Annotated in this window: 16 protein-coding genes; 5 read left to right on the top strand and 11 right to left on the bottom strand. The window is 71.4% G+C overall.

The annotated features are described in order from the left end of the window. Positions 1-3 precede the first annotated feature (3 nt). Together KU887_RS33085 and KU887_RS33080 are read right to left on the bottom strand one after the other, a co-directional pair. Positions 4-1,326 (bottom strand): sodium:proton antiporter, encoded by a 1,323-nt coding sequence (locus KU887_RS33085; RefSeq protein WP_077189915.1) that lies wholly within the window; start codon positions 1,324-1,326, stop codon positions 4-6. Between the two features lie 42 nt (positions 1,327-1,368). After that, the gene (locus KU887_RS33080) at positions 1,369-1,737 is read right to left on the bottom strand and encodes a DUF3175 domain-containing protein (protein WP_258258495.1); all 369 of its coding nucleotides are present in this window, start codon (positions 1,735-1,737) and stop codon (positions 1,369-1,371) included. 158 nt (positions 1,738-1,895) lie between these two features. On the opposite strand from KU887_RS33080, the gene KU887_RS33075 reads away from it, so the two are divergent. From KU887_RS33075 to KU887_RS33055, 5 genes are all read left to right on the top strand, one after another. Next, entirely contained in the window at positions 1,896-2,348 is a 453-nt protein-coding gene (locus tag KU887_RS33075) for a hypothetical protein (protein ID WP_058903677.1), read from the top strand. 85 nt (positions 2,349-2,433) lie between these two features. Beyond that, a complete protein-coding gene (locus tag KU887_RS33070; RefSeq protein WP_006498323.1) occupies positions 2,434-2,799 on the top strand; it encodes a DUF3022 domain-containing protein in 366 nt (121 codons plus the stop codon). Between the two features lie 263 nt (positions 2,800-3,062). Continuing rightward, complete coding sequence (locus tag KU887_RS33065; RefSeq protein ID WP_034203625.1) at positions 3,063-3,611, top strand: type 1 glutamine amidotransferase domain-containing protein; 549 nt, start codon at positions 3,063-3,065, stop codon at positions 3,609-3,611. A gap of 4 nt (positions 3,612-3,615) precedes the next feature. Further along, a complete protein-coding gene (locus KU887_RS33060) occupies positions 3,616-3,945 on the top strand; it encodes a DUF1488 domain-containing protein (RefSeq protein WP_006498321.1) in 330 nt (109 codons plus the stop codon). A 272-nt stretch (positions 3,946-4,217) separates the two neighbouring features. After that, entirely contained in the window at positions 4,218-4,463 is a 246-nt protein-coding gene (locus KU887_RS33055; protein WP_006498320.1) for a hypothetical protein, read from the top strand. A 22-nt stretch (positions 4,464-4,485) separates the two neighbouring features. On the opposite strand, the gene KU887_RS33050 is transcribed toward KU887_RS33055, so the two are convergent. The 9 genes from KU887_RS33050 to KU887_RS33010 form a co-directional block, all read right to left on the bottom strand. After that, positions 4,486-5,736, bottom strand: a complete 1,251-nt coding sequence (locus KU887_RS33050) for a phosphatidylserine decarboxylase family protein (protein WP_058903961.1) — start codon at positions 5,734-5,736, stop codon at positions 4,486-4,488. A 505-nt stretch (positions 5,737-6,241) separates the two neighbouring features. After that, positions 6,242-9,007, bottom strand: a complete 2,766-nt coding sequence (gene treY, locus KU887_RS33045; RefSeq protein ID WP_258258489.1) for a malto-oligosyltrehalose synthase — start codon at positions 9,005-9,007, stop codon at positions 6,242-6,244. Continuing rightward, positions 9,004-11,235: a 4-alpha-glucanotransferase gene (malQ, locus tag KU887_RS33040; RefSeq protein WP_080322935.1), complete on the bottom strand. Its 2,232-nt coding sequence runs from the start codon at positions 11,233-11,235 to the stop codon at positions 9,004-9,006. Before malQ ends, treY begins: the two co-directional genes overlap by 4 nt. Further along, the gene (gene treZ / locus KU887_RS33035; RefSeq protein ID WP_006498315.1) at positions 11,232-13,103 is read right to left on the bottom strand and encodes a malto-oligosyltrehalose trehalohydrolase; all 1,872 of its coding nucleotides are present in this window, start codon (positions 13,101-13,103) and stop codon (positions 11,232-11,234) included. Before treZ ends, malQ begins: the two co-directional genes overlap by 4 nt. A gap of 8 nt (positions 13,104-13,111) precedes the next feature. Next, positions 13,112-15,226 carry a glycogen debranching protein GlgX gene (gene glgX, locus KU887_RS33030; RefSeq protein WP_258258488.1) on the bottom strand — a complete coding sequence of 705 codons (2,115 nt, stop codon included), beginning with the start codon at positions 15,224-15,226 and terminating at the stop codon, positions 13,112-13,114. A 32-nt stretch (positions 15,227-15,258) separates the two neighbouring features. Continuing rightward, entirely contained in the window at positions 15,259-17,466 is a 2,208-nt protein-coding gene (gene glgB / locus KU887_RS33025; RefSeq protein WP_048987166.1) for a 1,4-alpha-glucan branching protein GlgB, read from the bottom strand. Further along, the gene (gene treS, locus KU887_RS33020; RefSeq protein WP_034204035.1) at positions 17,463-20,873 is read right to left on the bottom strand and encodes a maltose alpha-D-glucosyltransferase; all 3,411 of its coding nucleotides are present in this window, start codon (positions 20,871-20,873) and stop codon (positions 17,463-17,465) included. The genes glgB and treS overlap by 4 nt, the downstream gene beginning before the upstream one ends. Further along, positions 20,873-24,265: a maltotransferase domain-containing protein gene (locus KU887_RS33015; protein WP_077057041.1), complete on the bottom strand. Its 3,393-nt coding sequence runs from the start codon at positions 24,263-24,265 to the stop codon at positions 20,873-20,875. Before KU887_RS33015 ends, treS begins: the two co-directional genes overlap by 1 nt. 151 nt (positions 24,266-24,416) lie before the next feature. Beyond that, positions 24,417-24,905 carry a phage protein NinX family protein gene (locus tag KU887_RS33010; protein ID WP_034203618.1) on the bottom strand — a complete coding sequence of 163 codons (489 nt, stop codon included), beginning with the start codon at positions 24,903-24,905 and terminating at the stop codon, positions 24,417-24,419. Positions 24,906-24,908: the final 3 nt, after the last annotated feature.

The following is a 24,908-nucleotide window of genomic DNA, read 5'->3' as shown; positions in this document are numbered from 1 at the left end:
CCGTCAGCGCCGATGCTGCTGCAGCCGGTAATACCAGTTCATCAGCGGCGTCGCGGAAATCCCGTGCGCGACCACCGACGCGGACACCACCGCCAGCACCGGCGCCGCGAGCGGGCGCACGACGTCGGACGGTCCGTGCTCGAGCGCGAACAGCAGATAGTAGAACGAGCCGATCCCGCGAATGCCGAACCACGCCATCAGCCGCCGCTGCGCATGCGTCGCACGCGAGCCGGCCAGCGTGACCAGCACCGCGAGCGGGCGCACCGCGACGAACAGCACGGCGGCCAGCGCGACGGCGCCCCACGTGAGCAGCGGGCCGGGCAGCGTCGCGAGCACGCTGCCGACCATCGTCATCACGATCGCCTCGGCGATCCGTTCGAGCTCGATCGTGAAGCCGAGCACCGATTCGGCCATGAACGCATGCGCTTTCTCCGGATGCTTCTCGGTCGCGACGACGTCTTCCGAATCGATCTGGCCGATCACTTCGCGCGGCGGGCGGTCGCCGCTCGCGCGATGCTCGACGCGTCGCATCGCGACGCCGGCCGCGAACGTCGCGATGAAGCCGAACGTATGCGCGAGCTGCGCGGCGCCGAACGACAGCACGATCAGCGCGAGCGCGAAGAAACCTTCGAGGCCGAGCGCCTGCGCGTGCCGCGTGCGCAGCCAGCCGATCGTCTTCGTCGTGACCCAGCCGAGCCCGCCGCCGATCGCGACCGCGCCCGCGATGCCCCACAGCGCGACCAGCGCGAACGTGCCGGACAACGGCGGGATACCGTGCGTCGCGCCCGGTGCGCCGCACAGCGCGAGCCCCGCGAGCGCGAACGGCAGCGCGATGCCGTCGTTCATCCCGCCTTCGCCGGACAGCGCGAAGCGCACCAGGTCGCGATCGCCCGGATCGTGCACCTGCACGTCGTGCGCGAGCACGGGGTCGGTCGGCGCGAGGATCGCCGCGAGCAGCAGCGCGGGGCCCCAGCCCAGGCCCAGCGCGAGCACCGCGCAGACGGCGAGCAGCGGCACGGTGACGACCATCGCGAGCAGCCCGAGGCGGCACGGCACGAGCCACAGCTTGTCGGACAGCGGCACGCGCAACCGCAGCCCGATCGCGAACAGCGACACGAGCAGCGCGACTTCGACGATCTCGCGCAGCAGGCGCCCGTCGCGTTCGAGGTCGAGATGCAGCAGGTCGGCGCCGGTCGGACCGAGCGCGACGCCGAGCACCAGATAGATCATGGCCGAGCTGCAGGGCAGGTGGCGCAGCGTGGACGTCACGACGCCCATGCCGAGCAGCACCGCGCCGATGATCAGATACCAGAGCGTTTCATGCATGCGTGTGATCGCAGCAGGGGGAGAGAGGCGGCGCGCCAGCCGTCAGGGCTTGCGGCCGAATGCCTCGCGCAGCTTCCGCTTCGCGCGTTCGAGCGTCGCGCGGCGTGTTTTCGGCAGGTTGCGGCCCGCGCGGTTCACGTAGAAGTTCAGCATCGACATCGCCGACTGGAACGGCGACGCCTTGCGGCGGCGGCTGTGTTCGGCCGAGCGCTTCAGCGACGCGGCGATCGCGGCCGGATCGTCGGATTTGAAGATGTCGGGCTCGATGTCGAGTGCATCGCTCTTTTGCGTGACTTCGCCGGACCAGCGCTTGCGGTGGGTCGGGTCGGCGCTGCGCGCGCGGCCGGGTCGGCGCGTGTAGCGTTTGCCGTGCGACTTGACGTGCGCGTGGGAAGCAGAAGCGGAAGGCATAAGGCAAGGGGCTCCGTATGGAATCACAGGACGGTCGTGCGAACACGGCGGACGCAAACCGCGTGCCGGGTCGCGAACGTGCCGACGACGGCATGGGCCTTGCTGAAAGACCGGAGCAGGAATTTCCATCAAGCGATCACCCACAGGGAGAAAACGCCATGAAATCAGCATTCGAATCGAAGTGTGTCGCGCGGCACGTGCTGGCGTGCGCAGCCGTCGCGATCGTCGCGGCCGCGCCGGCCGCATGGGCGCAGAACTCGCAGCGCTCGGACGAGGGCACCGGCGCGCCGAATCCGTCGATGGACATGTCGACGCCGGGCACCAACGGCAATACGACCGCGCCGCCTCCGCCGGCCGGCACGCAGCGGCATGGCGCGAAGCACGGCATGCGTTCGCACAGCGGGTCGGCCGGCCATGTGAAGCCGGGCGGTGGCCCGAACGGTGCGGGCGAAGGCGGTAGCGGCGCCACCGGCGGCGGGGTCGGCGGCGGGTCGGGCGGGGCCGGCGGCGCCGGCGGCTCGGGCGGCACCGGCAACGGCGGTTCGGCCGGCTCGACGGGCACGGGCGGCGGCGGGGCCGGCGGCACGGGCGGCGGTTCCAGCGGTTATTGACGGTGTCGTGCCGGCGCGGCCGGCACGGCGCGATGGCGGCGCGGTTTCCCGGGACGGGCGCGCCGCCGCCACGCAGGAGGACATCATGCAATCGAATTCCCGGATTTTTGTGGACAACGACGAGATCGACGGCGATGCGAGCGACACGGACGATCTCGACACGACGGTCCACGTGGACGTCGAAACGGGCAGGGTCATGTTCCATGCGGCGTGGGCGAACGCCGTCGAAGCGCCGCCCGAGGCGGCCCGCCATTCGGTCGTGCTCGCGCTCGAATGCTCGACGATGGAACGCTACGCGGATCTCGACGAAGGCGCGCGGATGCGTGTCCACGCGATGCTGCATGACGCCGTGCAGCAGACGCTGGAACAGTTGCCCGATACCGACGAGAACCTGACGCTGACGGTCGAGCTGACCGACGCGATGCTCGACGCCGTGCGTCATCTGCAGTAATCGCACGGGATCGGCGCACGGCGTCGCGTTACATCCCGTTGAAATCTTTGCAGTAGCACGGGGCCCGGCGGCCGGGCAGCCCGCCGATCGCATTCGATTGCGGGTCGTTCCCCGGTGGCCGGAACGCATGCGCATCCGCGCCGGCACGTCCGCGCCGGCGGCCGCAGTCTGCGCGGCCGGAACGGCGCTTGCTGGGCGACCGACACGGCACGACGCGTGCCTTGTTCCTATTCCTTTCCACGGACCTTTCCACGGAGGCATCCATGAGCGGCAGGCTGGATCATTGCAAGGTAGCGATTCTCGCGGTCGACGGTTTCGAGGAAGCCGAGCTCGTCGAACCGCAGCGCGCGCTCGCGGCCGAAGGCGCGCAGGTGGACGTGATCTCGCAGAAGCAGGGCGAGATCCAGGGTTTCCGGCACGTCGACAAGGGCGAGCGCGTGAAGGTCGACCGCACGTTCGACGACGCGCGTGAAGGCGACTACGACGCGGTCGTGCTGCCGGGCGGTGTCATCAACGGCGACGCGATCCGGATGGTGCCGGCCGCGCGCGAATTCGTGACGGCGGCCGTCGGCGCCGGCAAGCCGATCGCGGCGATCTGCCACGGCGGCTGGCTGCTCGTGTCGGCCGGGCTGGTGGAGGGCAAGACGATGACGAGCTGGCCGAGCCTGCAGGACGACATCCGTCATGCGGGCGGCAAGTGGGTGGACGAGGAAGTCGTGCGCGACGGCAACCTGATCACGAGCCGCAAGCCGGCCGACCTGCCCGCGTTCAACGGTGCGCTGGTCGAGCGCCTCGCGTCGCGGGGGGCATGAGCCGATGTCGTCCGATTCCCCGCGCCCCGTGACGCTGACCGACGAACCGCCGACCTTCGACGGCGCGGCGCTGCAGTTGCGCTTCGTGGTCGAGGTCGACGGGGTGCCGCACGCCTGCGCGATCACGGTCGAGGCGCTGGAAGATCATTTCGGTGCGAAGTCCGCGCTGGAGGCCGATCTGCGCGACGCGTTCGAAAACGGCCGCGCGCGTATCGAAGCCGCGTGCGCCGACGTGCTGGCGAGCGGCAACCACGACGTGGTGCTGCACAGCGGGTATTTCCGTGCGCCGGCCGGGCGGGCGCGGGCCGGGTTGTTTCGCTCGCGGCGGACGTGAGCGGAGAGCGTTTTCCGGCACGTTTTCCGGCGCGTTCCTCGCACCTGGCGCCGGCCGTCGCCCGCCCTTACATGCCGTTGAAAACTTTGCAGCGGTTCACCCGCATTCCACGGTGCCACATGGCGCGGCGCGCGCACCGTACGGACGCCGGCCGCATGACGTCCCTTGGCACGGTCCCTGCATGCTCATACCGGCGCCGGCGCACGATTCGCGCCGCATGCCGATGCGACGCCGGTGTCGCATCGCGCGCAGCCGCCAACGGGGAAACGAGCATGCTGACCGCCCATGAATTCGCCGCGCTGTTCCTGGCGCATCACGCACCCGAACAGATCCAGATCGACCGCGACGACGTTCTCGCGCTCGTCGAACAACACCTGATCGTGCTGCAGCACGACGACGCGTCGGGCGCGCACCGACCCGCGTTGACCGCCGACGGACTGTCGGTCCTGCGGTGCGTGCAACGTCACGACGCCGCCGAATCCCATGGGATCGGCGTAAGCGACGCGGCCGACGCGTGACGCGCCGGCCCGCGCGCGCCGCTTACCGCGCGATCGCGACGGATGCGTTGACCTGCACGACCGGCGGCTCGCCGTCGAACGGCGGCGCGTACAGGAAGCGGTCGATCACGCCGGCCTCGAACAGCAGGCAGTAGGTCGAGCCGCCGAACTGGAAATAGCCGATCTCGTCGCCCTTGTCGACGCGCTGGCCCGGCACGACCTCGATCACGCACGACGACACGTCGCCCATCCCGACGAACACGGCCGCGACCGTCCCGATGCCGGGATCGTCGCAGGCGATCGCGACCACCGCGCGCGCGGCGACCGCCGTCATGTAGCCCTGCGAGTCGTTGAGGCCGGCCGGGTCCGGCCCTTCCGCTTCGGCGACCGAATAGTAGGCGCCGTCGACCCGATACGCATGCGTGACGACGCCGCGCACCGGCGCATGCCAGCGGTGATAGTTGTACGCACTGAGGTAGGCCTGGTAGACGTCGCCGCCGACGAAGCGCTCGGCGAGCGACAGCCATGCGGGCGTGAAGAGGTCGCGCAGCGAGTACGGCTGCGCCTTGATCCAGAACGTGTCGCGCAGCTTCACGTTGGTTTCGGTGTGATAGGGCGCGGCCTCGCACGCGCTGACGATCACGTGCGGATCGTCGGGCGCCGCCACCGGCCGCGCGCCGTCGCGAAAGCGCCGCGTGAAGAAGTCGTTCCACGAATCGAAGCCCCAGTGCGGCTGGTCCTCGCGATACTGGAACTGCGACAGCCCCAGGCGCTTGCGTGCCGCGTCGCAGAACCAGCCGTCGGGCGCGGCCGTGTCGAGATGCGCGCGCGAATGCGGGCCGCCGAGGAAATCGCACCATACGTTCAGCACGCGCTTCAACTGCGCGTTGACGGCCGCGTCGCGAAACACCGCGTGGCCCGACGGCATGCACATCGGCCAGTCGAAGAATGCGTTCAGCGGGCACACGATCAGGCTTTCCTCGCTGAACGGCGGCGTGTAGGTCATCAGATGGTCGAGCACGGTCATCAGCTCGCCGATCGACGCATAGCCGAGCCGGTATCCCGCTTCGCGCGCCTCGTCGATCGCGCGGGTCAGGTTCATGCGCAGCACGGCGTTGTCGTCGAACAGCTGCGCGAGTTCCTGCACGGCGGGCGTACGCAGCCGGTCGCCGGCCTGCGCGCGCGCTTCGCTCGCGATTTTTTCGCGGAACGCGGCCATGTGCGCTTCCTCGCTGGCCATCCATCCGCCGAGGCGGCGGCGTGTGGCGGGCGGCGTGTTGCGATTCGTCGGCATCGTCACCTCCGGAACGGTTTCGGTCGAATCGGTGTAGCAAGACGCTTGCCCGGCGCCCGGCATCGAAATTGCTGCCTGCGGGCGACCGGTTTCTTTCGATGACACAGGAGAAAAGCATGGCTACAGCTTCGAACGCACGACAGACGAACGACGCGGGATCGACGGACGAAGGCCGCCGCAGCGGCCAGCGAACCGTGACGCCGACGCGCACGCGGAAACGTCCGCAGGCTGCGGGGCCGCGCGACGACGCGCGGCGAGTTGGGCGCGGTGATGGTCGCGCGAGCGGAAACGGGCCGGTAACGCCGAGCCGCGGGGAAGAGGCGGGGAAACCGCTGTGGGAGGACGACCGCGGCGAGATGCCGCCGGAAGAGTGGTCGTGAGTTGCCGCCGACCATCGTCGGGTAGCACGAAATCGCTTGCGAGCAGGTGTTTCGGTTGTAATTCGATTGCGCGTGCGCACAATCGATTTCGGTGACTCGGGGCTGGCACGCAACGGGCGTCGGCTTCAATGTCCCGTCCGCGCAGCAACGAGCACCGCAACAGGCAACTCGGCCAGACAGCGATCGAGCGCCAGCGTGCCGTCCGGCGCATCGATTGCTTGCGCCGCATTCAATCCGTCCGTCCACGGTCCTGCCACGCCGCGCGGCAGCACGACCGCCGTATCGCGCCATTGCGCGGGCTCCACGCGCGGCAACCCCGGCGCTTCCCCCAGCAACCGGCACGCGAGCCGGGTCGCGACCACCACCACGGTCGCCGCCTCATCACATCGCGCGAACGCCACCGCGTGTCGCGCGAGCGGGCCGCGCACCCGCAGCGGAACGTACGCGCCGTCCGCGAACGTCGCCGGCCAGCGCGCGCGCAGCGCCAGCATCCGCTCGATCAGCGCGCGCTTCACGCGCGCATCGGGCCACGTCGGCAGATACGACGCGACGGGGCCGTCGACCGGTTCGGCCGCCAGCGTCGCAAATGGCACGTCGCGCCGGTTGTCCGGATCGACGAGCGAGTGATCCCATCGCTCGGTACCTTGATACAGATCGGACACGCCGGGCGACGCGTTGCGCAGCGCCGTCTGCGTGAGGCTGTTGACGACGCCGGCCGGCGCGATCCGCGCGACGAACGCATGCAGCCGATGCGGAAAATCGCCGGCGCCGCGCGGCGTCAGGATCGCGCGGACGAACGCTTCGCAGTTGCGCTCGTAATCCGGCTCGGGCGCGAGCCAGTCGGTGTCCTGCTTCGCTTCGCGCAGCGCCTTCGTCTGCCATTGCACGACGCGCGTCGCGAGCGCGTCGAGGCCTGCCGCATCGTCGGGCGCGAGCGTCGGTGGCCAGCAGCCGACCAGCGTCTGGTACAGCATCGCCTCGGCGGCCGGCCCGGGCGTCCACGCGAGGTCGCGGTGCGCGCCGCCGCGATGACGGAGATTCAGCGCCGACCAGTCGAGCGACACCGCGCGCCACGCATCCGGCACCTCGCTCAGCACCGCGAGCCGTGCACGCGCATCCTCGCCGCGCTTGTGGTCGTGCGTGGCCGTCGCGACGAGCCCATGCGGGACGGTGCGCGCGCGGCGCCGGTTGCGCGCATGGAAGGCGCCGCGCGACAGGCTGAAGTCGCCGGCATCGGCGCCGACTTCGTTGCGCGACAGCAGCCGGCCGTAGCGATAGTTGGCGGTATCCTCGACGCCCTTCGCGGCCAGCGGCGCGGTGAGCTGCGCGAACGCGACGCGTGCCGCGACGAGCGCAGCGGCGTCCGCGCGCGGCACGCGCACGACCGGCAAGCCGAGCCACGCGGCGACGCGCTCCAGCGCGAACCGGTCGGTCGGATCGACCGCTGCGTACGCACCTTCATACGCGCGGGCGAGTACGCGCCGGTCTGCGTCGGCCGGCTCGTCGCCCGGCGCCGGATACATCCGGTACACCGGCAATTGCACCGCGAGTTCGCCGAGCACGCGCTGGATCGCGATCCGGCTCACGTCGCGCGTCGCGGGCGACGCTCGTGCGATCTCGTGCAGCAACCGCGCGACCCGCGCATGCTCGACGGCGAGCTGGCGCATCAGCACGCGCCGCTTGCCGTCGAGCGCTTCCTGCGCGAACGTGCGCGCCGAACCCGACACGGCCGCCCAGTGCGCGGCGAGCGGCTCGGCGCCGGCCGGGTCGTGCAGCAGCGCGCCGACGTCGTTCATGAAGTCGTAGCCGGTCGTGCCGGCGACGGCCCAGTCGGCGCGCAGCGTCTCGCCCGGCGCGAGGATCTTCTCGACCACGACGTACGGCCGCGCGTCGCGCTGCGCGGCGAGCCGCGCATGCAGCCTGCGGCAATATGCGCGCGGATCGGCGAGGCCGTCGACGTGATCGACGCGCACGCCATCGACGAGCCCGGCGGCATGCAGGCGCAGCGGCAGCGCATGCACGGCGTCGAACACCGCGCCGTCTTCGACGCGCACGGCCGCGAGCGTCGCGATGTCGAAGAAGCGCCGCCAGTTCAGCTCGTCGGCGGCCGTGCGCCACCACGCGAGCCGGTAGTGCTGGCGTTCGAGCAACCGGTGCAGGCACGCGCGCGAGCGCGCGCGGCGCGGGTCGGCGCCGCGCAATACCGCGTCGAGCGCGTGCGGGCCGTGCGCGGCCGCATGATCGCGCAGCGCCGCATGGGCGGCGGCGAGCCGCGCGCTGTCGCGTGCCGGCGCGGCGTCGAAACGCTCGGCCAGCGCGTTCAGGTCCGCGCGGTTCGCGATGCGCAGGATCTCCGCGTAGGTGGCGACCGCGACCGGCAACCGCCGGCCGGGGCATGCGATGTAGAAGCGGCCGGCGGCCGGATCGGCGCGCAGCGTGATGTCGCCGGCCGCGAGCGCGTCGCCGTACGGCGCGCCGAGGCAGGGCAGCAGCACCTTGCCGTCGAGCGCGGGGTCGGGCGGATGCCAGTCGATGTCGAAATAGCGTGCGTACGGGCTCGCCGGCCCCCATTCGAGCACGTCGTTCCACCAGCCGTTCGACGACCCGCCGACGCCCATGTGGTTCGGCACGATGTCGACGATCACGCCGAGGCCGCGCGCGCGCAGCGCGTCGACGAGCCGCATGAAGCCGGCTTCGCCGCCGAGTGCCGCGCCGAGCGCGCGGTAGTCGACGGTGTCGTAGCCGTGCAGCGAACCCGGCTCGGCCGTCGAGACCGGCGACAGGTACAGGTGGCTGACGCCGAGCCGCGCGAAGTAGTCGGCGTGCGCGGCCGCGTCGTCGAACGTGAAGCCCGCATGCAGCTGCAGTCGCAGCGTCGCGCGCGGGATCATCGGCGGCGCCCCTGCGCGCGGCGCGCATGCACGACGGCGGCGATGCGCGTGCGCACGTCGGCGTCGAACAGCGCGTCGATCGTGCGCGGCAGCCGCTGCCGCCAGTTCGGATGGCCGCACGGCGGCCCCGGCAGGTTCGGCTGCGCGTCGAGCGCGAGCAGATCCTCGAGCGGCAGCAGCGCGAGCGGCGCCGGGCCGCTCGCGACGTAGCCGAGGATCGCGTTCACCGGCGGCATGTCGGCCGGCGGCGTCGCGGCGTCGGCCGGCACGCACCCGGCCTGCTGCAGCGCGTGCCACAGCGCGGCGCGCTCGGTCGCGCGTTCCGCGTGAGCGGCGAGCAGCTCGGGCGGCGACGCCGGCGGCGGCGTCGGGTTGCCCGGTTCGGGGCGCTGCACGGTGTCGTGTCCGAACGCCATGCTTTGCACGATCTCATCCGAATCGTGCGCGCTCGCATCGTCCGGCGCCGGGGCGGCGACGTCGCGCGGTTGCGATTCGTCGCGTCGCTTCGCGGCTGCGGCCTCGGCCGCGACGCGCCGCCATCCGAGATCGACGCCGCGCCACCAGCCGGCCACGGTCGGCAAATCGTGCGTCGAGGTCGTCGCGATCGCGTCGCGATCCCACGCGGACGGCGGCCGGAACGCACCCTGCGCGTCGCGCTCGAACCACAGCACGCGCATGCCCGCGACGCCCTGCGCGCCGAGCCGTTCGCGCAACCCGGCCGGCACGGTGCCGAGATCCTCGCCGATCGCGATCGCGCGATGGCGCGCCGCCTCGAGCGCGACGATCCGCACCAGATCGTCGAGCGGATAGCGCAGGTACGCGCCGCTGCGCGGCGAGCCGCCGTCCGGCACGATCCACATCCGCGCGAAGCCGAGTACGTGATCGATGCGGATGCCGCCCGCGTGCGCGAACGCGGCGCGCAGCAGCTCGATGAACGGCGCGAAGCCATCCGCGCGCAACGCGGCGGGCGTCCACGTCGTCACGCCCCACGCCTGGCCGGCGGCGTTGAACAGGTCGGGCGGCGCGCCGAGCGACACGCCGCGCAGCAAGGTCGTGCCGTGCGCCCACGCGTCGCTGCCGGCGCGATCCGAGCCGACCGCGAGATCGGCGATCAGCCCGGTCGCCATGCCCGCGCCGCGCGCCGCGTGCTGCGCGTCGCCGAGCGCGCGCGACGCGCACCATTGCAGGAACGTGTGGAACGCGATCGTGTCGGCATGCGCATGCGCGAACGCGTCGACTTCCGCCGATCCCGGCGTGCGCCACGGCGCCGGCCACTGCCGCCAGTCCGCGCCGATCCCGTGCTCGATGCAGAACGCCTGCAGCGCATCGAAGCGCGCATGCGCGTCGAGCGCCGCACCGCCCGCCGCGCGAAACCGCTGGTAGGTGTCGCGCGACGGGTCGTCGCTCGCGCGCCACGCGTCGAAGCATGCGCGCAAACGGCGCAGCTTCATCGGCAGCACGCGAGGCCAGTCGATCAGCGCGGCGTCGGCCGTGGCGGCGGCCGCGGGATGCGACGCGGCGCCCGCGCCCGGCACCGCGTCGCAGTCGAGATACGCGACGTTGTGCCAGCGTCGCGACGACGGCGAATACGGGCTGTCGTGCGCGGGCAGCGCCGGATAGCCGGCATGCGTCGGGCTGATCGCCACCGCCTGCGCGCCGTGTCGCGCGGCCTGCGCGGCCAGCCGCGCGAGCGCCGTGTAGTCGCCCGCGCCGTCGTCGCCGGTGCGGCGCAGGCTGTAGAGCTGCGCCGCGATGCCCCAGCGGCGGCCCGCGTCATGGGTGCGGGCGAACGCGTCGAACGGGCGCGTGCGCGGCGGCGCGATCGCGAGCCCGATGCGCTGCTCGCCGATGTCGAGCGCGTGATAGCCGGGCATCGCGAGCGGCGGCAGCGTGCCGTGTTCGCCCGCGCCGCCCACGCGTCCGTCCACGTGCCCGCCGGTCTCGAGCGAGATCCGGAAGCGCGCGCCCGGCGGCGCGACGGTCGCGGGCAGCGTCAATGGCAGGCCGGCGTCGCCCGTCACGACGCGCGGCGGCGACGCGTTCGCGTCCGCGAGCGCCGCCGCGCTGTCGACCCGCTGGATCGCGGTGCCGCACGGCCAGCCGAGCGCATCGACGAGCGCGACGAGCGCGTCGTCGTCCACGCGTTGCGCGACGCCGCCCGCGTCGGTCCAGTCGGGTTCGAGGCCGGCCGCGCGGGCGAGCGCCGCGATCGGGACGTCGGTCGTCATGACGGGCTCCGTCCGTTCGCGCGGTGATGCCGCGCATCCTGGTTGACCGCGCCGTCGCGCCACGCGAGGCACGCGCGCGGCGGCACGTGTCCGCCCGGCAGCCGGTCGCGCGCGCGCGGCGGCGTCTCGAACACGATCTTGCCGACCGGCAGATCGGGCAGCGTCGCGTCGTGCGAGCCGAGATTCAGCGCGATCGTCAGCGTGCTGCCGTCGCCGAGGCGCCAGCGCGCGACGAGCGCGGGCGGGTCGTCGTCGCCCGCGAGCAGTTCGACGCCGAGCGACTGCGCGCCGGCCAGGTGTGGCGTCACGAGCGCCGCGCGCACGGCCAGTGCGCTGCGATAGAAGCGCCGCCACGCGGCCGCGTCGGGCCACGACTCGTCGGGCGGATGGTGCGACGACGAGCGCACGAAGGTCGCGATGTCGTTCGGGTCGGGAATCGCGTCGCGATGCGCGGCGTCGGCGAACGCGGGAAACGCGGCGAATTCGCGACGCCGGCCGTCGCGCACCGCGTCGGCGAGCGCACCGCGATAGTCGGTGAAGAACTGGAACGGCTGCGTGCTGCCGTCTTCCTCGCCCATGAACAGCAGCGGGATCGACGGCGCGAGCAGCATCAGCGCGGTGGCCGCGCGCACCGCGTCGTCGTTCGCGAGCGCGCGCAGCCGCTCGCCGAACGCGCGGTTGCCGATCTGGTCGTGGTTCTGCAGGAACGCGACGAACGCGGTCGGGGGCAGGTGCGCGCTCGGCTCGCCGCGCGCGGCACCGTCGTGCAGCGGCGACGGTTCGCCCTGGTACGCGAAGCCTTCGCCGAGCGTGCGCGCGAAATGGCGCAGCGGCGCGTCGGCGTACGCGCGGTAGTAGCCGTCGCGCTCGCCGGTCAGCAGGACGTGCGCGCTGTTGTGGAAGTCGTCGTTCCATTGCGCATCGAAACCGCCCGGGCCCAGCAGGCTCGCGGTATTGCGTTCGTTCTCCAGCACGAGATGAACGTGGCGCGCGTCGCCCGCATGCGCGCGCACGCGACGCGCGAGTTCGCGCAGCCACGCATCGTCGTCGATCGCGTGCGCGGCGTCGATGCGCAGCCCGTCGAAACGGTATTCGTCGAGCCAGTACAGCGCGTTGTCGATGAAGAACGTACTCGTCTGCGGGCGCGAGAAATCGATCGCCGGCCCCCACGCGGTCTGCCGGTCCGCGCGGAAGAACTCGGGCGCGTAGCGCGGCAGCAGGTTGCCTTCGGGGCCGAAGTGGTTGTACACGACGTCGAGGAACACCTGCAGCCCGAGCCCGTGCGCGGTATCGACCAGCGATTTCAGCTCCTCGGGCCGCCCGTACGACGCGTCGGGCGCGAACGGCAGCACGCCGTCGTAGCCCCAGTTGCGCGCGCCGGGGAACGCATTGACCGGCATCAGTTCGACCGCGGTCACGCCCAGTTCGGCGATCGCCGGCAGCCGCCGCTCGACGGCCGCGTAGCCACCGCAGGCGCCGACATGCAGCTCGTACAGCACCGTCTCGTGCCACGGGCGGCCGCGCCATGCGTCGTGGCGCCAGCGGTACGCGGCCGGATCGACGACCTGGCTCGGGCCGTGCACGTCGTACGGCTGGAAGCGCGACGCGGGATCGGGCACCGCGAGCGCGTCGTCGAGCAGGTAGCGGTACAGCGTGCCGGGGCCGCACGGCGCGACCGTCTCGAACCAGCCGTCGCCGGCCGGCGTCATCGGCAGCGCGCGACCGCCTTCGTCCTGCAGCTCGACCGCGGCGGTGCGGCTCGCGGGCGCCCATAGCCGGAAGCGTGTGTGCTCGGCATCGATGCAGGTCGCGCCGAACGACGCTTCGAATGCATGCGTGCCGGTGGGGCGGGCGGAACGGGAAGTCATGGCGGTCCTCAGGAAGACTGATCGGGCGGCACGGCGGCGACCGCGATTACGGCTGCATGGGCGGCGACGTCGAGCCCCGCTTCCGGCCACGAGCGCGGGCCCGAGTCGGGCGTCGCGGTGTCGAGCAGGATGCGGTAATCGAGCACGGGTGCGGGCGGCATGAACGTGATGGTGTCGGCCGATGCGTTCAGCATCACGAGCAACGCCTCGGTGCGTCCGGTGCGGCCGGTGCCGACGCGCCGCATGGTCAGCGCGCGGCGTTCGCCGTCCTCCCAGGCGGGCACGGTGAGCGCGTCGCCGCGTTCGTCGAACCAGTCGATCTCGCGCATGCCCGGCGCGCCGTCGCGGTCGCCCGACGGGTAGCGCGGTGCCGACATCACCGGATACATGCGCCGCAGCGCGGCGAGCCGCGACACGAAGCGGGTCATCTGCACGCCGTCCTCGCTGTGCGCCAGGTCCCAGTCGAGCCACGACAGTTCGTTGTCCTGGCAATACGCGTTGTTGTTGCCGTGCTGCGTGCGGCCGAATTCGTCGCCCGCCACGATCATCGGCGTGCCGAGCGCGGTAAACAGCGTCGCGAGCATCGAGCGCGCGACGCGCTGGCGCACGTCGCGGATCGCCCCGTCGTCGGTCGGCCCTTCGGTGCCCCAGTTCGCGCTGCAGTTGTCGTCGCGGCCGTCGCGGTTGTCCTCGCCGTTCGCGTCGTTGTGCTTGCCCGCATACGACACGAGGTCGGCGAGCGTGAAGCCGTCGTGCGCGGTGACGAAATTGACCGATGCCCACGTGCGGCGGCGCCCGTGATTGAACAGGTCGGCCGAGCCCGACAGCCGCGCGGCCAGTTCCGGGCGCTGCCCCGCGTCGCCGCGCCAGAAGCGCCGCACGGTATCGCGAAACCGGTCGTTCCATTCGGCGAAGCCGGGCGGGTGGCGGCCGAGCTGATAGCCGCCGGGGCCGAGATCCCACGGCTCGGTGATCAGCTTGCGCTGCGCGAGCACCGGGTCCTGCCGCAGCGCATCGAAGAATCCGGCGCCGGGCTCGAAGCCGTGATCCTCGCGGCCGAGCGTCACGCCGAGATCGAAGCGAAAGCCGTCGATGTTGAACGCGGTCGCCCAGTAGCGCAGCGAATCCATCACCATCTGCACGACGCGCGGATGCGACAGGTTCAGCGTGTTGCCGCAGCCGGTTTCGTCGACGTGGTAGCGCGGATCGTCGGGCCGCAGCCGGTAATAGCTCGCGTTGTCGAGGCCGCGCCACGACAGCGTGGGCCCGAGCTGGTTGCCTTCGCACGTGTGGTTGTAGACCACGTCGAGCACGACCTCGATGCCGGCCGCATGCAGCTGGCGGACCGCGATGCGCATTTCGTCGAGCCGCCGCGTCGTGAGATACGACGGCTCCGGTGCGAAGAACGCGGCCGTGTCGTAGCCCCAGTAGTTGCGCAGTCCACGTTTCACGAGCTCGCGCTGCTGCAGGAACGCGTGGATCGGCAGCAGCTCGACCGTCGTCACGCCGATCGACAGCAGGTGATCGATGAACGCCGGATGCGCGAGCGACGCGAACGTGCCGCGCTCCGGCGGGCGCAGCCCCGCGCGGCGCATCGACGCGCCGCGCACGTGGGTCTCGTAGATCACGGTGCTGCGCCACGGCACGTTCGGGCGGCGGTCGTTGCTCCAGTCGAATGCTTCGTCGACGACCACGGCCTTCGGCATCGCGGGCGCCGAATCGCGGCGGTCCATCGACAGGTCGGCCCGGTTCGAATGCACGCGATAGCCGAACAGCGCGTCCGACCAGCGGAACTGGCCCACCAGCTTGCGCGCGTACGGGTCGAGCAGCAGCTTGGTCGGGTTGAAGCGATGGCCGTGCTGCGGCTGATAGGGGCCGTCTGCACGGAACCCGTACACGGTGCCCGGATGCGCGTTCGGCAGGTAGCCGTGCCACACCTCGTCGGTGCATTCGGGCAGGTCGAGGCGCGCGAGTTCCTTGCGGCCGGTCGGATCGAACACGCACAGCTGGATGCGATGCGCGTGCGCGGAAAACACCGCGAAGTTGGTCCCGAGGCCGTCCCAGGTCGCGCCGAGCGGATAGCTGCGGCCGGATTCGAGACGGGTGGGCAGGGCGGTCGGCATGGGGCGGATCTCCGTGTCGAGGGCGCGAGGAGTCAAGCGGGCGTCAACCACAGTGTCGCGAGCGGTGGCAGGCGCAAGGTCGCCGACCACGCCTCGCCGTGCGCGGGCACGGCTTCGGCCCACACGGCGCCGTCGTTGCCGGCGTTGGTGCCGCCGTACGACGCGGCATCGGTGTTCATCAGTTCGCGCCACTGGCCGGGCGCGGGCAGCCCGAGGCGGTAGCCACTGCGCGGCACGGGCGTGAAGTTGCAGACGGCGACGACCAGGCGCCCCGCATCGTCGCGGCGCGCGAACGCGAACACGCTGTTGTCGCGATCGTCGCCGATCAGCCAGGAGAAGCCGGCCGCGTGACAGTCGAGCGCATGCAGCGCCGGCTCGGCCGCGTACGCGCGGTTGAGATCGCGCACGAGCCGCTGCACGCCGCGATGCGCGGGCGCGTCGAGCAAGTCCCAGTGCGGCGTCGCATCGTGCGCGAACTCGCTCCACTGCGCGAATTCGCTGCCCATGAACAGCAGCTTCTTGCCGGGGTGGGCCCACATGAAGCCGAAATACGCGCGCAGCGTCGCGAGCCGCTGCCACGCGTCGCCCGGCATCTTCGCGACGAGCGAGCCCTTGCCGTGCACGACCTCGTCGTGCGACAGCGGCAGCACGAAGCGTTCGGAGAACGCGTACACGAGCCCGAACGTCATCCGGTCGTGGTGGTAGCGGCGATGGATCGGGTCTTCGTGCAGGTACGCGAGCGTGTCGTGCATCCAGCCCATGTTCCACTTGAAGTCGAAGCCGAGCCCGCCGTCGCCGGTCGACGCGGTGACGCCCGGCCACGCGGTCGATTCCTCCGCGACGGTGACGACGCCGGCCGGCGCGGCGTCACCGTGCAGCGTGTCGTTCAGCCGGCGCAGGAACGCGACCGATTCGAGGTTCTCGCGGCCGCCGTACACGTTCGGCACCCATTCGCCTTCCTTGCGCGAATAGTCGCGATACAGCATCGACGCGACCGCGTCGACGCGGATGCCGTCGACGTGATAGCGGCGCGCCCACGCGAGCGCGGAGGCGACGAGGAACGCGCTGACCTCGGTGCGCCCGACGTTGAACACGCAGGTGTTCCAGTCGGGGTGCATGCCCTCGCGCGGATCGGCGTGCTCGTACAGCGCGCTGCCGTCGAATTGCGCGAGCCCGTGCGCGTCGTTCGGAAAATGCGCGGGCACCCAGTCGACGAGCACGCCGATGCCGGCCGCGTGCGCGCGGTCGACGAACCGCGCGAAGCCTTCGACCGGCCCGAAGCGCGCGGACGGCGCGAACTGCGCGAGCGGCTGGTAGCCCCACGAGCCGCCGAACGGGTATTCCGCGATCGGCATGAACTCGACGTGCGTGAAGCCCATTCCCTTCACGTACGGAATCAGCCGCTCGGCGAGTTCGTCCCACGTCGCGCTGCGGTCCATCTGCTCGGGAATGCGCTGCCACGATTCCGGATGGACCTCGTAGATCGACCACGGCACGCGGTAGCGGTCGACGCGCGGCCGCGCATGCATCCAGCCGTCGTCATGCCATGCGAACGCGTGGAGCGCCGCGACGTCGGCGACCACCGACGCCGTGCGCGGCGGCGCCTCGGTCGCCCGTGCGCACGGATCGGCCTTGTGCGGCAACACGCGCCCGTCGGCCGCGCACAGCTCGTACTTGTAGCGCTCGCCCGGGCCGATACCCGGCACGAACAGCTCCCACACGCCGGACGGCCGCCGCAGCCGCATCGGATGGCGGCGGCCGTCCCACGCGTTGAAATCGCCGACCACCGACACGCGCTGCGCGTTCGGCGCCCACACCGCGAACCGCACGCCGTCGGTGTCGTCGATGCGCACCGGCGTCGCGCCGAGGCAGTCGAGCACGGCTTCGGGATCGCCGGCCGAAAAACGCGCCAGCGCTGCTTCGTCGAGCAGCGTGCCGAACGCGTACGCATCGTCGGTCACCTGATGCGCATCCGGCCAGTCGATCGAGAGCAGATAGTGCGGCGTGCCGCCATTGTGCGCAATGGTCCCCGCGAAGCAGCCGGCGCGATCGACGCACGCGAGCGTGCCGAGTTCGGCGCCGTCCGGCGACAGCGCGCGCACGCGCTCGGCGCCGGGCAGCAACGCCCGCACGACGATCCGGTCATCCTGTTCGTGCGGGCCGAGGCACGCGAACGGGTCGGGATGGCGGCCGGCGAGCAGCGCGTCGATGTCGGCGCGCGCGAACAGCGTGTCGGTCATGGGTTTCCTCCGTCGTCGGGCAGCACGCCGTCGCCGAGCAGGCGGTCGACCAGCGCCGCGAGCCCGCCGACCGGCACGCTCAGCCAGTCGGGCCGGTTCGCGGCTTCGTAGCACAGCTCGTACGACGCCTTGTCGATCAGGAACAGCGCGAGCAGGCGGTCCGCATAGTGCGGATCGACGAAGCGCGCGGGCGCGAGGTCGGCCGCCGCGCGATAGCATTCGACGAAGCGGTCGGCGGCCGCCTGCCCGAAGCGGTCGAACAGCGCGCGCTTGCGGCCGGCGGCCTGCGGCGGCGCTTTTTCGATCGCGAACTGCGCGGTCGCGCTCACGTACGACAGCGAGCGCAGCAAGCCGGCCACGTCGCGCAGCGGATGCGATTTCGCGCGACGCCGCTCGAGCGGGCGCGCCGGTTCGCCTTCGAAGTCGATCAGCAGTGCGTCGCCCTGCACGTCGAGCACCTGGCCCAGATGAAAATCGCCGTGAATCCGCGTGCATTGCGCATCGAGCGTGCGCGGCACGAGTTCACCGAGCGCCTGCACGGCCGCGTCGCGCGACGCGAGCAGCGCATCGGCCGACGCACGGGTGGTCGGATCGAGCGCGTCGAGCCGCGTGCGCAGCACGTCGAGCGCGCGCTCGAACGACGCGATCGCATCGACGCACCAGCTGTCGACGTGTTCGGGCGTCGCGCGCTCCGGCGCGAACGCGGGATCGTCGGACGGCTGCGCGAGCGCGACGTGCAACTGGCCGAGCCGCGTGCCGATGATGCCCGCGAACGCCGCATAGCCGAGCAGCGCATCGGGTTCCTCGCCCGTTTCGGCCGCCTCGCCTTCGTCCGCAGCGGGCAGCGCCAGTTCGTCGATCGCGCGGCGCAGGAAATCGAACGAACGCGTCCATGCGTCGCCCTGGTTGTCGACATAGCGCTGCAGGATCGCGACCGTGTGCGGCGTGCCGTCCGGATCGACGTGCACGACCTCGCCGGCCAGCGTCGCGGTGTTCGCGTAGCCGATGCGCGTCAGGTGCCGGCTCATTTCCGCTTCCGGGTGAATGCCGTGCGCGACCTTGCGCACCAGTTTCAGCACGATCGTGTCGCCGATCACGAGCGAGCTGTTGCTCTGCTCGGCCGCGAGCCAGCGCACTTCCGCGTCGTCGCCCGGGTCGAGCCCGGCGAGCGCGTTTTCCGGCAGAAAGGTGAGCCGGCCGCCGTCGGACGTGAGCACCGTCGCGCCGACGCGCAGCTTGCGCAGCATCCCGCGCGCGAACGCCGGCAGCGCGAACGCGTCGGTCAGGTAGCCGACCGTATGGCCGCGCCGCACGCGCGCCAGCGCGAGCTGCGTGAACAGCGGATTGGACGTCTCGCCGCCCCACGCGGCCGCGAGCGGCACGACGTAGCGTTCTGCGCCGCCGTCGCTCGCCGACACCCACGCCTCCGCGTACTGGAACGGCTCGTCCGGAATCGGCGTGACGACGTTCAGCCACGCGTCGCCGATCTTGCGATCCTTCGACGCGAACCAGCGCCGCCGCGCAAGCCACGACGCGAGCGCGTCGTGCGCGAGCGCGTGCAGCTGCGAGACGTCCGGCCGCGTATCGCCGCGCCGCATCACCAGCGTCACGTATTCGGGCAGCGGCTCCGCATGCGGCTGCCGCCACGACGGCTCGCGGCCGTGCTCGGCGAGCACGAACCACAGGAACCCGTACGGCGGGAAGGTGAGGAGATACGGGAGCTGGCCGATCGGCGGAAACGGCGAATCGGACGTCATCTCGATCGGCACGCGGCCCGCGAATTCGGACAGGTCGAGTTCCACCGCCTGCGACGCGCGCGACAGGTTCGCGACGCACAGCACCGGCTCGTGGCCGTCGAGTTCGCGCAGGTACGCGAGTACCTTGCGGTTTTCCGGGCGCAGGAAGCGGATCGTGCCGCGCCCGAACGCCTGCGACGCGCGGCGCGTCGCGAGAATGCGGCGCGTCCAGTTCAGCAGCGAATGCGGATCGCGCGTCTGCGCCTCGACGTTGATCGCGTCATAGCCGTACAGCGAGCCCATCACCGGCGGCAGCACGAGCAGTTCGGGGTCGGCGCGCGAGAAGCCGCCGTTGCGGTCCGACGACCACTGCATCGGCGTGCGCACGCCGTCGCGGTCGCCGAGGTGGATGTTGTCGCCCATCCCGAGCTCGTCGCCGTAATAGATCACCGGCGTGCCCGGCATCGACAGCAGCAGCGAATTGATCAGCTCGATGCGGCGCCGGTCGCGCTCCATCAGCGGCGCGAGCCGGCGCCGGATTCCGAGGTTCAGCCGCGCGCGCCGGTCGCTCGCGTAGGTCTGCCACAGCAGGTCGCGCTCCGAATCGGTGACCATCTCGAGCGTCAGCTCGTCGTGATTGCGCAGGAACACGGCCCACTGGTTGCTCGGCGCGAGCGCCGGGGTCTGCCGCATGATGTCGACGATCGGGAAGCGATCCTCGCTCGCGATCGACATGTAGATGCGCGGCATCAGCGGGAAGTGGAACGCCATGTGGCATTCGTCCTCGTTGCCGAAGTATTCCTGCACGTCTTCCGGCCACTGGTTCGCTTCCGCGAGCAGCATCCGGTTCGGGTACTCGGCGTCGATCGTCGCGCGGATCCGCTTCAGGATCGCGTGCGTCTCCGGCAGGTTCTCGTTGTTGGTGCCTTCGCGCTCGACCAGGTACGGCACCGCGTCGAGCCGCAGCCCGTCGATGCCGAGGTCGAGCCAGAAGCGCATCACCTGGATCACTTCGCGCACGACGGCCGGGTTGTCGAAGTTCAGGTCGGGCTGGTGCGAATAGAAGCGGTGCCAGTAATACTGGCCGGCCACCGGGTCGTGGGTCCAGTTCGACGTTTCGGTATCCAGAAAGATGATCCGCGTGCCCGCGTATTTCGTGTCGGTGTCGGACCACACGTAGTAGTCGCGATGCGTGGAGCCCGGCTTCGCGCGGCGCGCGCGCTGGAACCACGGATGCTGGTCCGACGTGTGGTTGATCACGAGTTCGGCGATCACGCGGATGCCGCGCGCATGCGCTTCGCGGATGAAGCGCCGCACGTCGGCCAGCGTGCCGTAGTCGGGATGCACGTCGCGGTAGTCGGCGATGTCGTAGCCGTCGTCGCGGCGCGGCGACGGATAGAACGGCAGCAGCCAGATCGTGTCGACGCCGAGTTCGGCGATGTAGTCGAGTTTCGCGATCAGGCCGGGGAAATCGCCGATGCCGTCGTTGTTCGAGTCGTAGAACGACTTCACGTGCACCTGGTAGATGATCGCGTCCTTGTACCACAGCGGATCGTCCGCACAGAGCGCGGGTTCGCGGCGGCGCGCGCGGCGCCGGCGCGGCGTGCCGGCCGGCGCGAGCGACGGAAACTGCGCGCGCCGCACGTCGTCGAGGGAATCTTCGCGTTTCATCATGCATGCGCTCCCGAAGGGCCGCGGGCGGGATCCGGTTCGGGCGCCGCCGCCCGCGCGGCGCCCGGAGACGGCGCGAGCCGCCAGATTGCGTACGGCCGCACGTGCGGATCGAGCGAGACGTACTGCCGATGGCCGCGCCAGGTTTCCGCGTGCGCGGCGTCCTGTTCGAGCGCATCGAGCGGTTCGCCGTCGACCAGCCCGAGGCCGCGCCACAGCGCCGCGTCGAGCGTGAAGTTCGCGGCCTGCGGATGCCACGGGTCGAGGCTGATCGCGACGACCACCACGCTGTCGAACGCGGGCGTCGCCTTCATGAACACGAGCACCGAATCGTTGTCCGCCTCGACGAACGTGAGCCCGAGATGCGTCTGCAGCGCCGGGTGATCGCGCCGCGCGCGGTTCAGCCGCGCGATTTCCGCGCCGATGTGCGCGGCCTTGCTCCAGTCGCGCGCGCGCAGCTCGTATTTCTCGGCATCCGCGTATTCCTCGCTGTCCGGCAGCGGCGCCGATTCGCCGAGCTCGAAACCCGAGTACAGGCCCCACGAGCCGGCCAGCGTCGCCGCGAGCGCCGCGCGGATCACGAACTGCGAGCGCGGCGCGTTCTGCAGGTGGCGCGGATTGATGTCGGGCGTGTTGACGAAGAAGTTCGGCCGGAAGAATTCGCGCGGCGGGCCGGCCGTCAGCTCGGTCAGGTAGTCGATGAAGTCGCGCTTCGACTCGCGCCACGTGAAGTACGTGTACGACTGCGAGAAGCCGACTTTCGCGAGGCGATACATCATCGCCGGCCGCGTAAACGCCTCGGACAGGAACACGACGTCCGGATGCCGGCCGCGCACGTCGGCGATCATCCACGCCCAGAACGGCAGCGGCTTCGTGTGCGGGTTGTCGACGCGGAAGATCCGCACGCCCGCGTCGACCCAGAACAGCACCGCGTCGCGCAGCGCGAGCCACAGGTCGGGCAGCGCGTCCGGCGCGTAGAAATCGGGGTTCACGATGTCCTGGTAGCGCTTCGGCGGATTCTCCGCGAAGCGCAGCGAGCCGTCGGGCCGCCACGCGAACCAGCCCGGATGCGCGGCGAGCCACGGATGGTCGGGCGAGCACTGGATCGCGAAATCGAGCGCGATCTCGAGCCCGTGCCCGCGCGCGGCGTCGACCAGCGCGCGGAACGACTCGAGCGTGCCGAGCTGCGGATGCACGGCCGTGTGGCCGCCGTCGGGCGAGCCGATCGCGTACGGGCTGCCGACATCGTCGGGGCCGGCGGTCAGGCTGTTGTTGCGGCCCTTGCGCGCGGACGTGCCGATCGGGTGGATCGGCGGGAAATACAGCACGTCGAAACCCATGTCGCGGATGCGCGGCAAATGCGCGATCACGTCGTCGAACGTGCCGTGCCGGTGCGGATCGTCGCTCGCCGAGCGCGGAAACATCTCGTACCAGCTCGAGAAGCGCGCCTTGCGGCGTTCGACGTCGACCGGGTAGGTCGTCGCGTCGTGCGTGACGAACGGGCGGTAGCGCAGCGCCGCGAACGCGTCGGCGAGCGCGGGCGCGCCGATCAGCGCGAGGCGGTCGTCGGGCGACGCGTCCTTGAGCTCGGCGGCGAGCCGCTCCATCTGCTTGAGCGCGCGCGGATCGGCGGTATCGGCGAGCTTCAGCGCGGTCGCGAGCAGCAGTTGCGCTTCGCGCACCTCCAGCGTCACGTCCTGGCCGGCCGCGCGCTTTTTCGCGATGTCGGTGACGAGCGACGCCCAGTCGTCGCGCCATGCGATCACGCGGAATTCATGGCGGCCGAGCTGGTCGAGCATGACGCGCGCGTGCCAGCGATCGTTCGGCTCGGCTTCGAACGGCACTTCGCGCCAGGTGTCGTCGCCATCGCCGCGCCACTGGAGCACGGCTGCCAGGTGCGCGTGCCCGTCCGTGAAGATCGAGGCGCTCACGACGAGCGGCTCGCCGATCACGCGCTTGATCGCGAAACGGCCGCCGTCGACCGATGGCTCGACGCGCTCGATCGCGATCCGGTCGGCCGCGAGCGCCGCAGACAGCACGGTGCGCTCGCGTGCAGCGTCCGCGCGCGTCGTGACGGGCGGCGCCCGCCATGCATGCAGCAGCGCATATGCGCCGGGCGCGAGCGTGAACGGCTCGAGCGCGGCCGGCGGATGCGTGTGCGCGCCGTCCTGCGTGACGACGCGCGTGAAGCCGCCCGGCACGCCGGGCAGGATCGTCGCGGGGTCGACGGTCGCCGGCGCGTCGAGATCGGGATTCAACGCGATCAGCAACGCCGCGTCGTCGTGGTCGAGCAACGGCCCGGTGCCGCGCAGCAGCGCGGTTGCCGGCGCGCCGGGCGCGCTCAGTTGCACGATTTCGCCGCGTGCCGCCGCGACGGGCGTGGCGCGGCGCCATGCGTTGGCATCGGCGAGCGCGCCCGACAGATCGAAACGGGCGTGCTCGAATGCGGCGCGGTAGCGCGCGGCATCCGCGTCGCGCGCCATCAGCGGGACCGTCACGCCGCGCTCGAAGCCCATCGGCACGAGCCAGCCGGTGCCGACGGCCGCGGCCGTCCACAGCGCGCGGCGATACGCGCGGGCGACGGTGTCGTCCGGCGCGTCGGGCCAGTCGTCGGCCAGACGCGGGCCGTCGGGCGCATCGGGAAACGCGATCGGCGCGCCGATGCGCCGCAGCAACCGGTGCTCGTCCGCGAACCACGGCGCGCGCAGGTCCCACCAGCGCACCGATGAAAACACCGCGTCGAATCCGGCGGCTTCGAGCTGCGTGAGCGCGTCGCGCGCATGGCCGGGCACCCCGGCGAGCACCGCGACGTCCGGGCGCGCACGGCGCAGCGCCGCGCGCCAGCCCGGCCACCAGTCGGCCGGCAGATGATGCGGTGCGTCGATCAGGAAGCCGGCCGCGCCCGCATCGGCGAACGTCGCGAGATGCGTGCACCACCACGCGGACAGCGCGTCGCGCACCGCTTCGTCGCCGGCGTTTGCATGCGCGATGTCCAGCGCGTGCGCGGTGCCGCGCGGATCGATCAGCGCGTCGTCGTGCGTGCGCTCGACGTACCAGTCCGGATGCTCGGCGCGCAGCGGGTTCTCGCGCGCGATGCGATCGGGCACGACTTCGAGCAGCAGGCGCAGCCCGTGGCCTTTCGCGAGCTGCGCGAGCCGCGAGAAGGTTTCGAGCGCGCTTGCGCGCGTGTCGAACGACTGGGCCGGCCGCCGGAAATCGGCCACGTGGCGCGGGAAGCCGGCCACGCTCGCGGCCCAGAACGCGCCGACCAGCACGTGATCGAAGCCCATCCCGGCGATATGCGCGAAGGTTTGCGGCCATGCGTCGAGCGGCCCGACGAGGCGGGCGTCGCAGAAGTAGAGGTGCGGAGCGAACGGTGGTGTGGAGTCCATGGCGTGGCGCGGGCGGGTGGCGGCGAGCGGTAACGCCGGTGCGTCGCAACCTGCGTGCCTGCTGCCGGATCGCCTGCGGAGCACGGTGTGTGCGGGAGGCCGGCTTGAAGGGGCTGCCGTTTTTACATGATTGCCGGGCACGCGCTTGCACTTACATGCGCGGAATCGACCGAATATCCGAACTGTCGCCCGTCGCCGGATCGTCGTCCGAAGTAGGAATCGGCACACCCGGGTCATACCGCACCACCGCGCCATGTTCGATCCGGTGCGGGAACGACGGCGGCGCGTCCACCTCGTCGCCGAAGCGCGCACGCACGAACGCGCGCAGCAGCGCCACGCGCGCATCGCGGCCATGCGCGCCGCACGTCGACGGGCCGTCGACGAAGGTCGCGTCGCATTCGACGTCGTTCCCATGGCGGGCGATCCGCAGATCCTCCACGCGATCGAGCACCGCGCCCGCATCGGCCCACGACGCCGAAGGCGCGAACGGCGCATCGAGATGCCGGAACGCGTCGCACGCGGCCGTCACGACGACGGTCGGCGCGACCGCCGTGAAGCGCAGCGTGTCTTCGTCATCGGCGCACAACGCGCGGGCGCACCAGTAATCGAGATCCTTTCCGTCGAGGGCATCGGTTCGCATGGG

Source organism: Burkholderia sp. EMB26 (genome assembly GCF_024730645.1).
In the GTDB taxonomy this organism is placed as follows: Bacteria; Pseudomonadota; Gammaproteobacteria; order Burkholderiales; family Burkholderiaceae; genus Burkholderia; species Burkholderia cenocepacia.
This window is presented reverse-complemented; position numbering and strand designations above follow the sequence as displayed.

Excerpts from the sequence above, each read along its gene's own strand:
- KU887_RS33060 (WP_006498321.1), top strand. The coding sequence starts at position 3,616 with ATGTCGTCCGATTCCCCGCGCCCCGTGACGCTGACCGACGAACCGCCG.
- KU887_RS33065 (WP_034203625.1), top strand. The coding sequence starts at position 3,063 with ATGAGCGGCAGGCTGGATCATTGCAAGGTAGCGATTCTCGCGGTCGAC.
- malQ (WP_080322935.1), bottom strand. The coding sequence starts at position 11,235 with ATGACGACCGACGTCCCGATCGCGGCGCTCGCCCGCGCGGCCGGCCTC.
- KU887_RS33055 (WP_006498320.1), top strand. The coding sequence starts at position 4,218 with ATGCTGACCGCCCATGAATTCGCCGCGCTGTTCCTGGCGCATCACGCA.
- treZ (WP_006498315.1), bottom strand. The coding sequence starts at position 13,103 with ATGACTTCCCGTTCCGCCCGCCCCACCGGCACGCATGCATTCGAAGCG.
- KU887_RS33050 (WP_058903961.1), bottom strand. The coding sequence starts at position 5,736 with ATGCCGACGAATCGCAACACGCCGCCCGCCACACGCCGCCGCCTCGGC.
- KU887_RS33080 (WP_258258495.1), bottom strand. The coding sequence starts at position 1,737 with ATGCCTTCCGCTTCTGCTTCCCACGCGCACGTCAAGTCGCACGGCAAA.
- treS (WP_034204035.1), bottom strand. The coding sequence starts at position 20,873 with ATGAAACGCGAAGATTCCCTCGACGACGTGCGGCGCGCGCAGTTTCCG.
- KU887_RS33010 (WP_034203618.1), bottom strand. The coding sequence starts at position 24,905 with ATGCGAACCGATGCCCTCGACGGAAAGGATCTCGATTACTGGTGCGCC.
- glgB (WP_048987166.1), bottom strand. The coding sequence starts at position 17,466 with ATGACCGACACGCTGTTCGCGCGCGCCGACATCGACGCGCTGCTCGCC.
- treY (WP_258258489.1), bottom strand. The coding sequence starts at position 9,007 with ATGATCCCGCGCGCGACGCTGCGACTGCAGCTGCATGCGGGCTTCACG.
- KU887_RS33075 (WP_058903677.1), top strand. The coding sequence starts at position 1,896 with ATGAAATCAGCATTCGAATCGAAGTGTGTCGCGCGGCACGTGCTGGCG.
- KU887_RS33070 (WP_006498323.1), top strand. The coding sequence starts at position 2,434 with ATGCAATCGAATTCCCGGATTTTTGTGGACAACGACGAGATCGACGGC.
- glgX (WP_258258488.1), bottom strand. The coding sequence starts at position 15,226 with ATGCCGACCGCCCTGCCCACCCGTCTCGAATCCGGCCGCAGCTATCCG.
- KU887_RS33015 (WP_077057041.1), bottom strand. The coding sequence starts at position 24,265 with ATGGACTCCACACCACCGTTCGCTCCGCACCTCTACTTCTGCGACGCC.
- KU887_RS33085 (WP_077189915.1), bottom strand. The coding sequence starts at position 1,326 with ATGCATGAAACGCTCTGGTATCTGATCATCGGCGCGGTGCTGCTCGGC.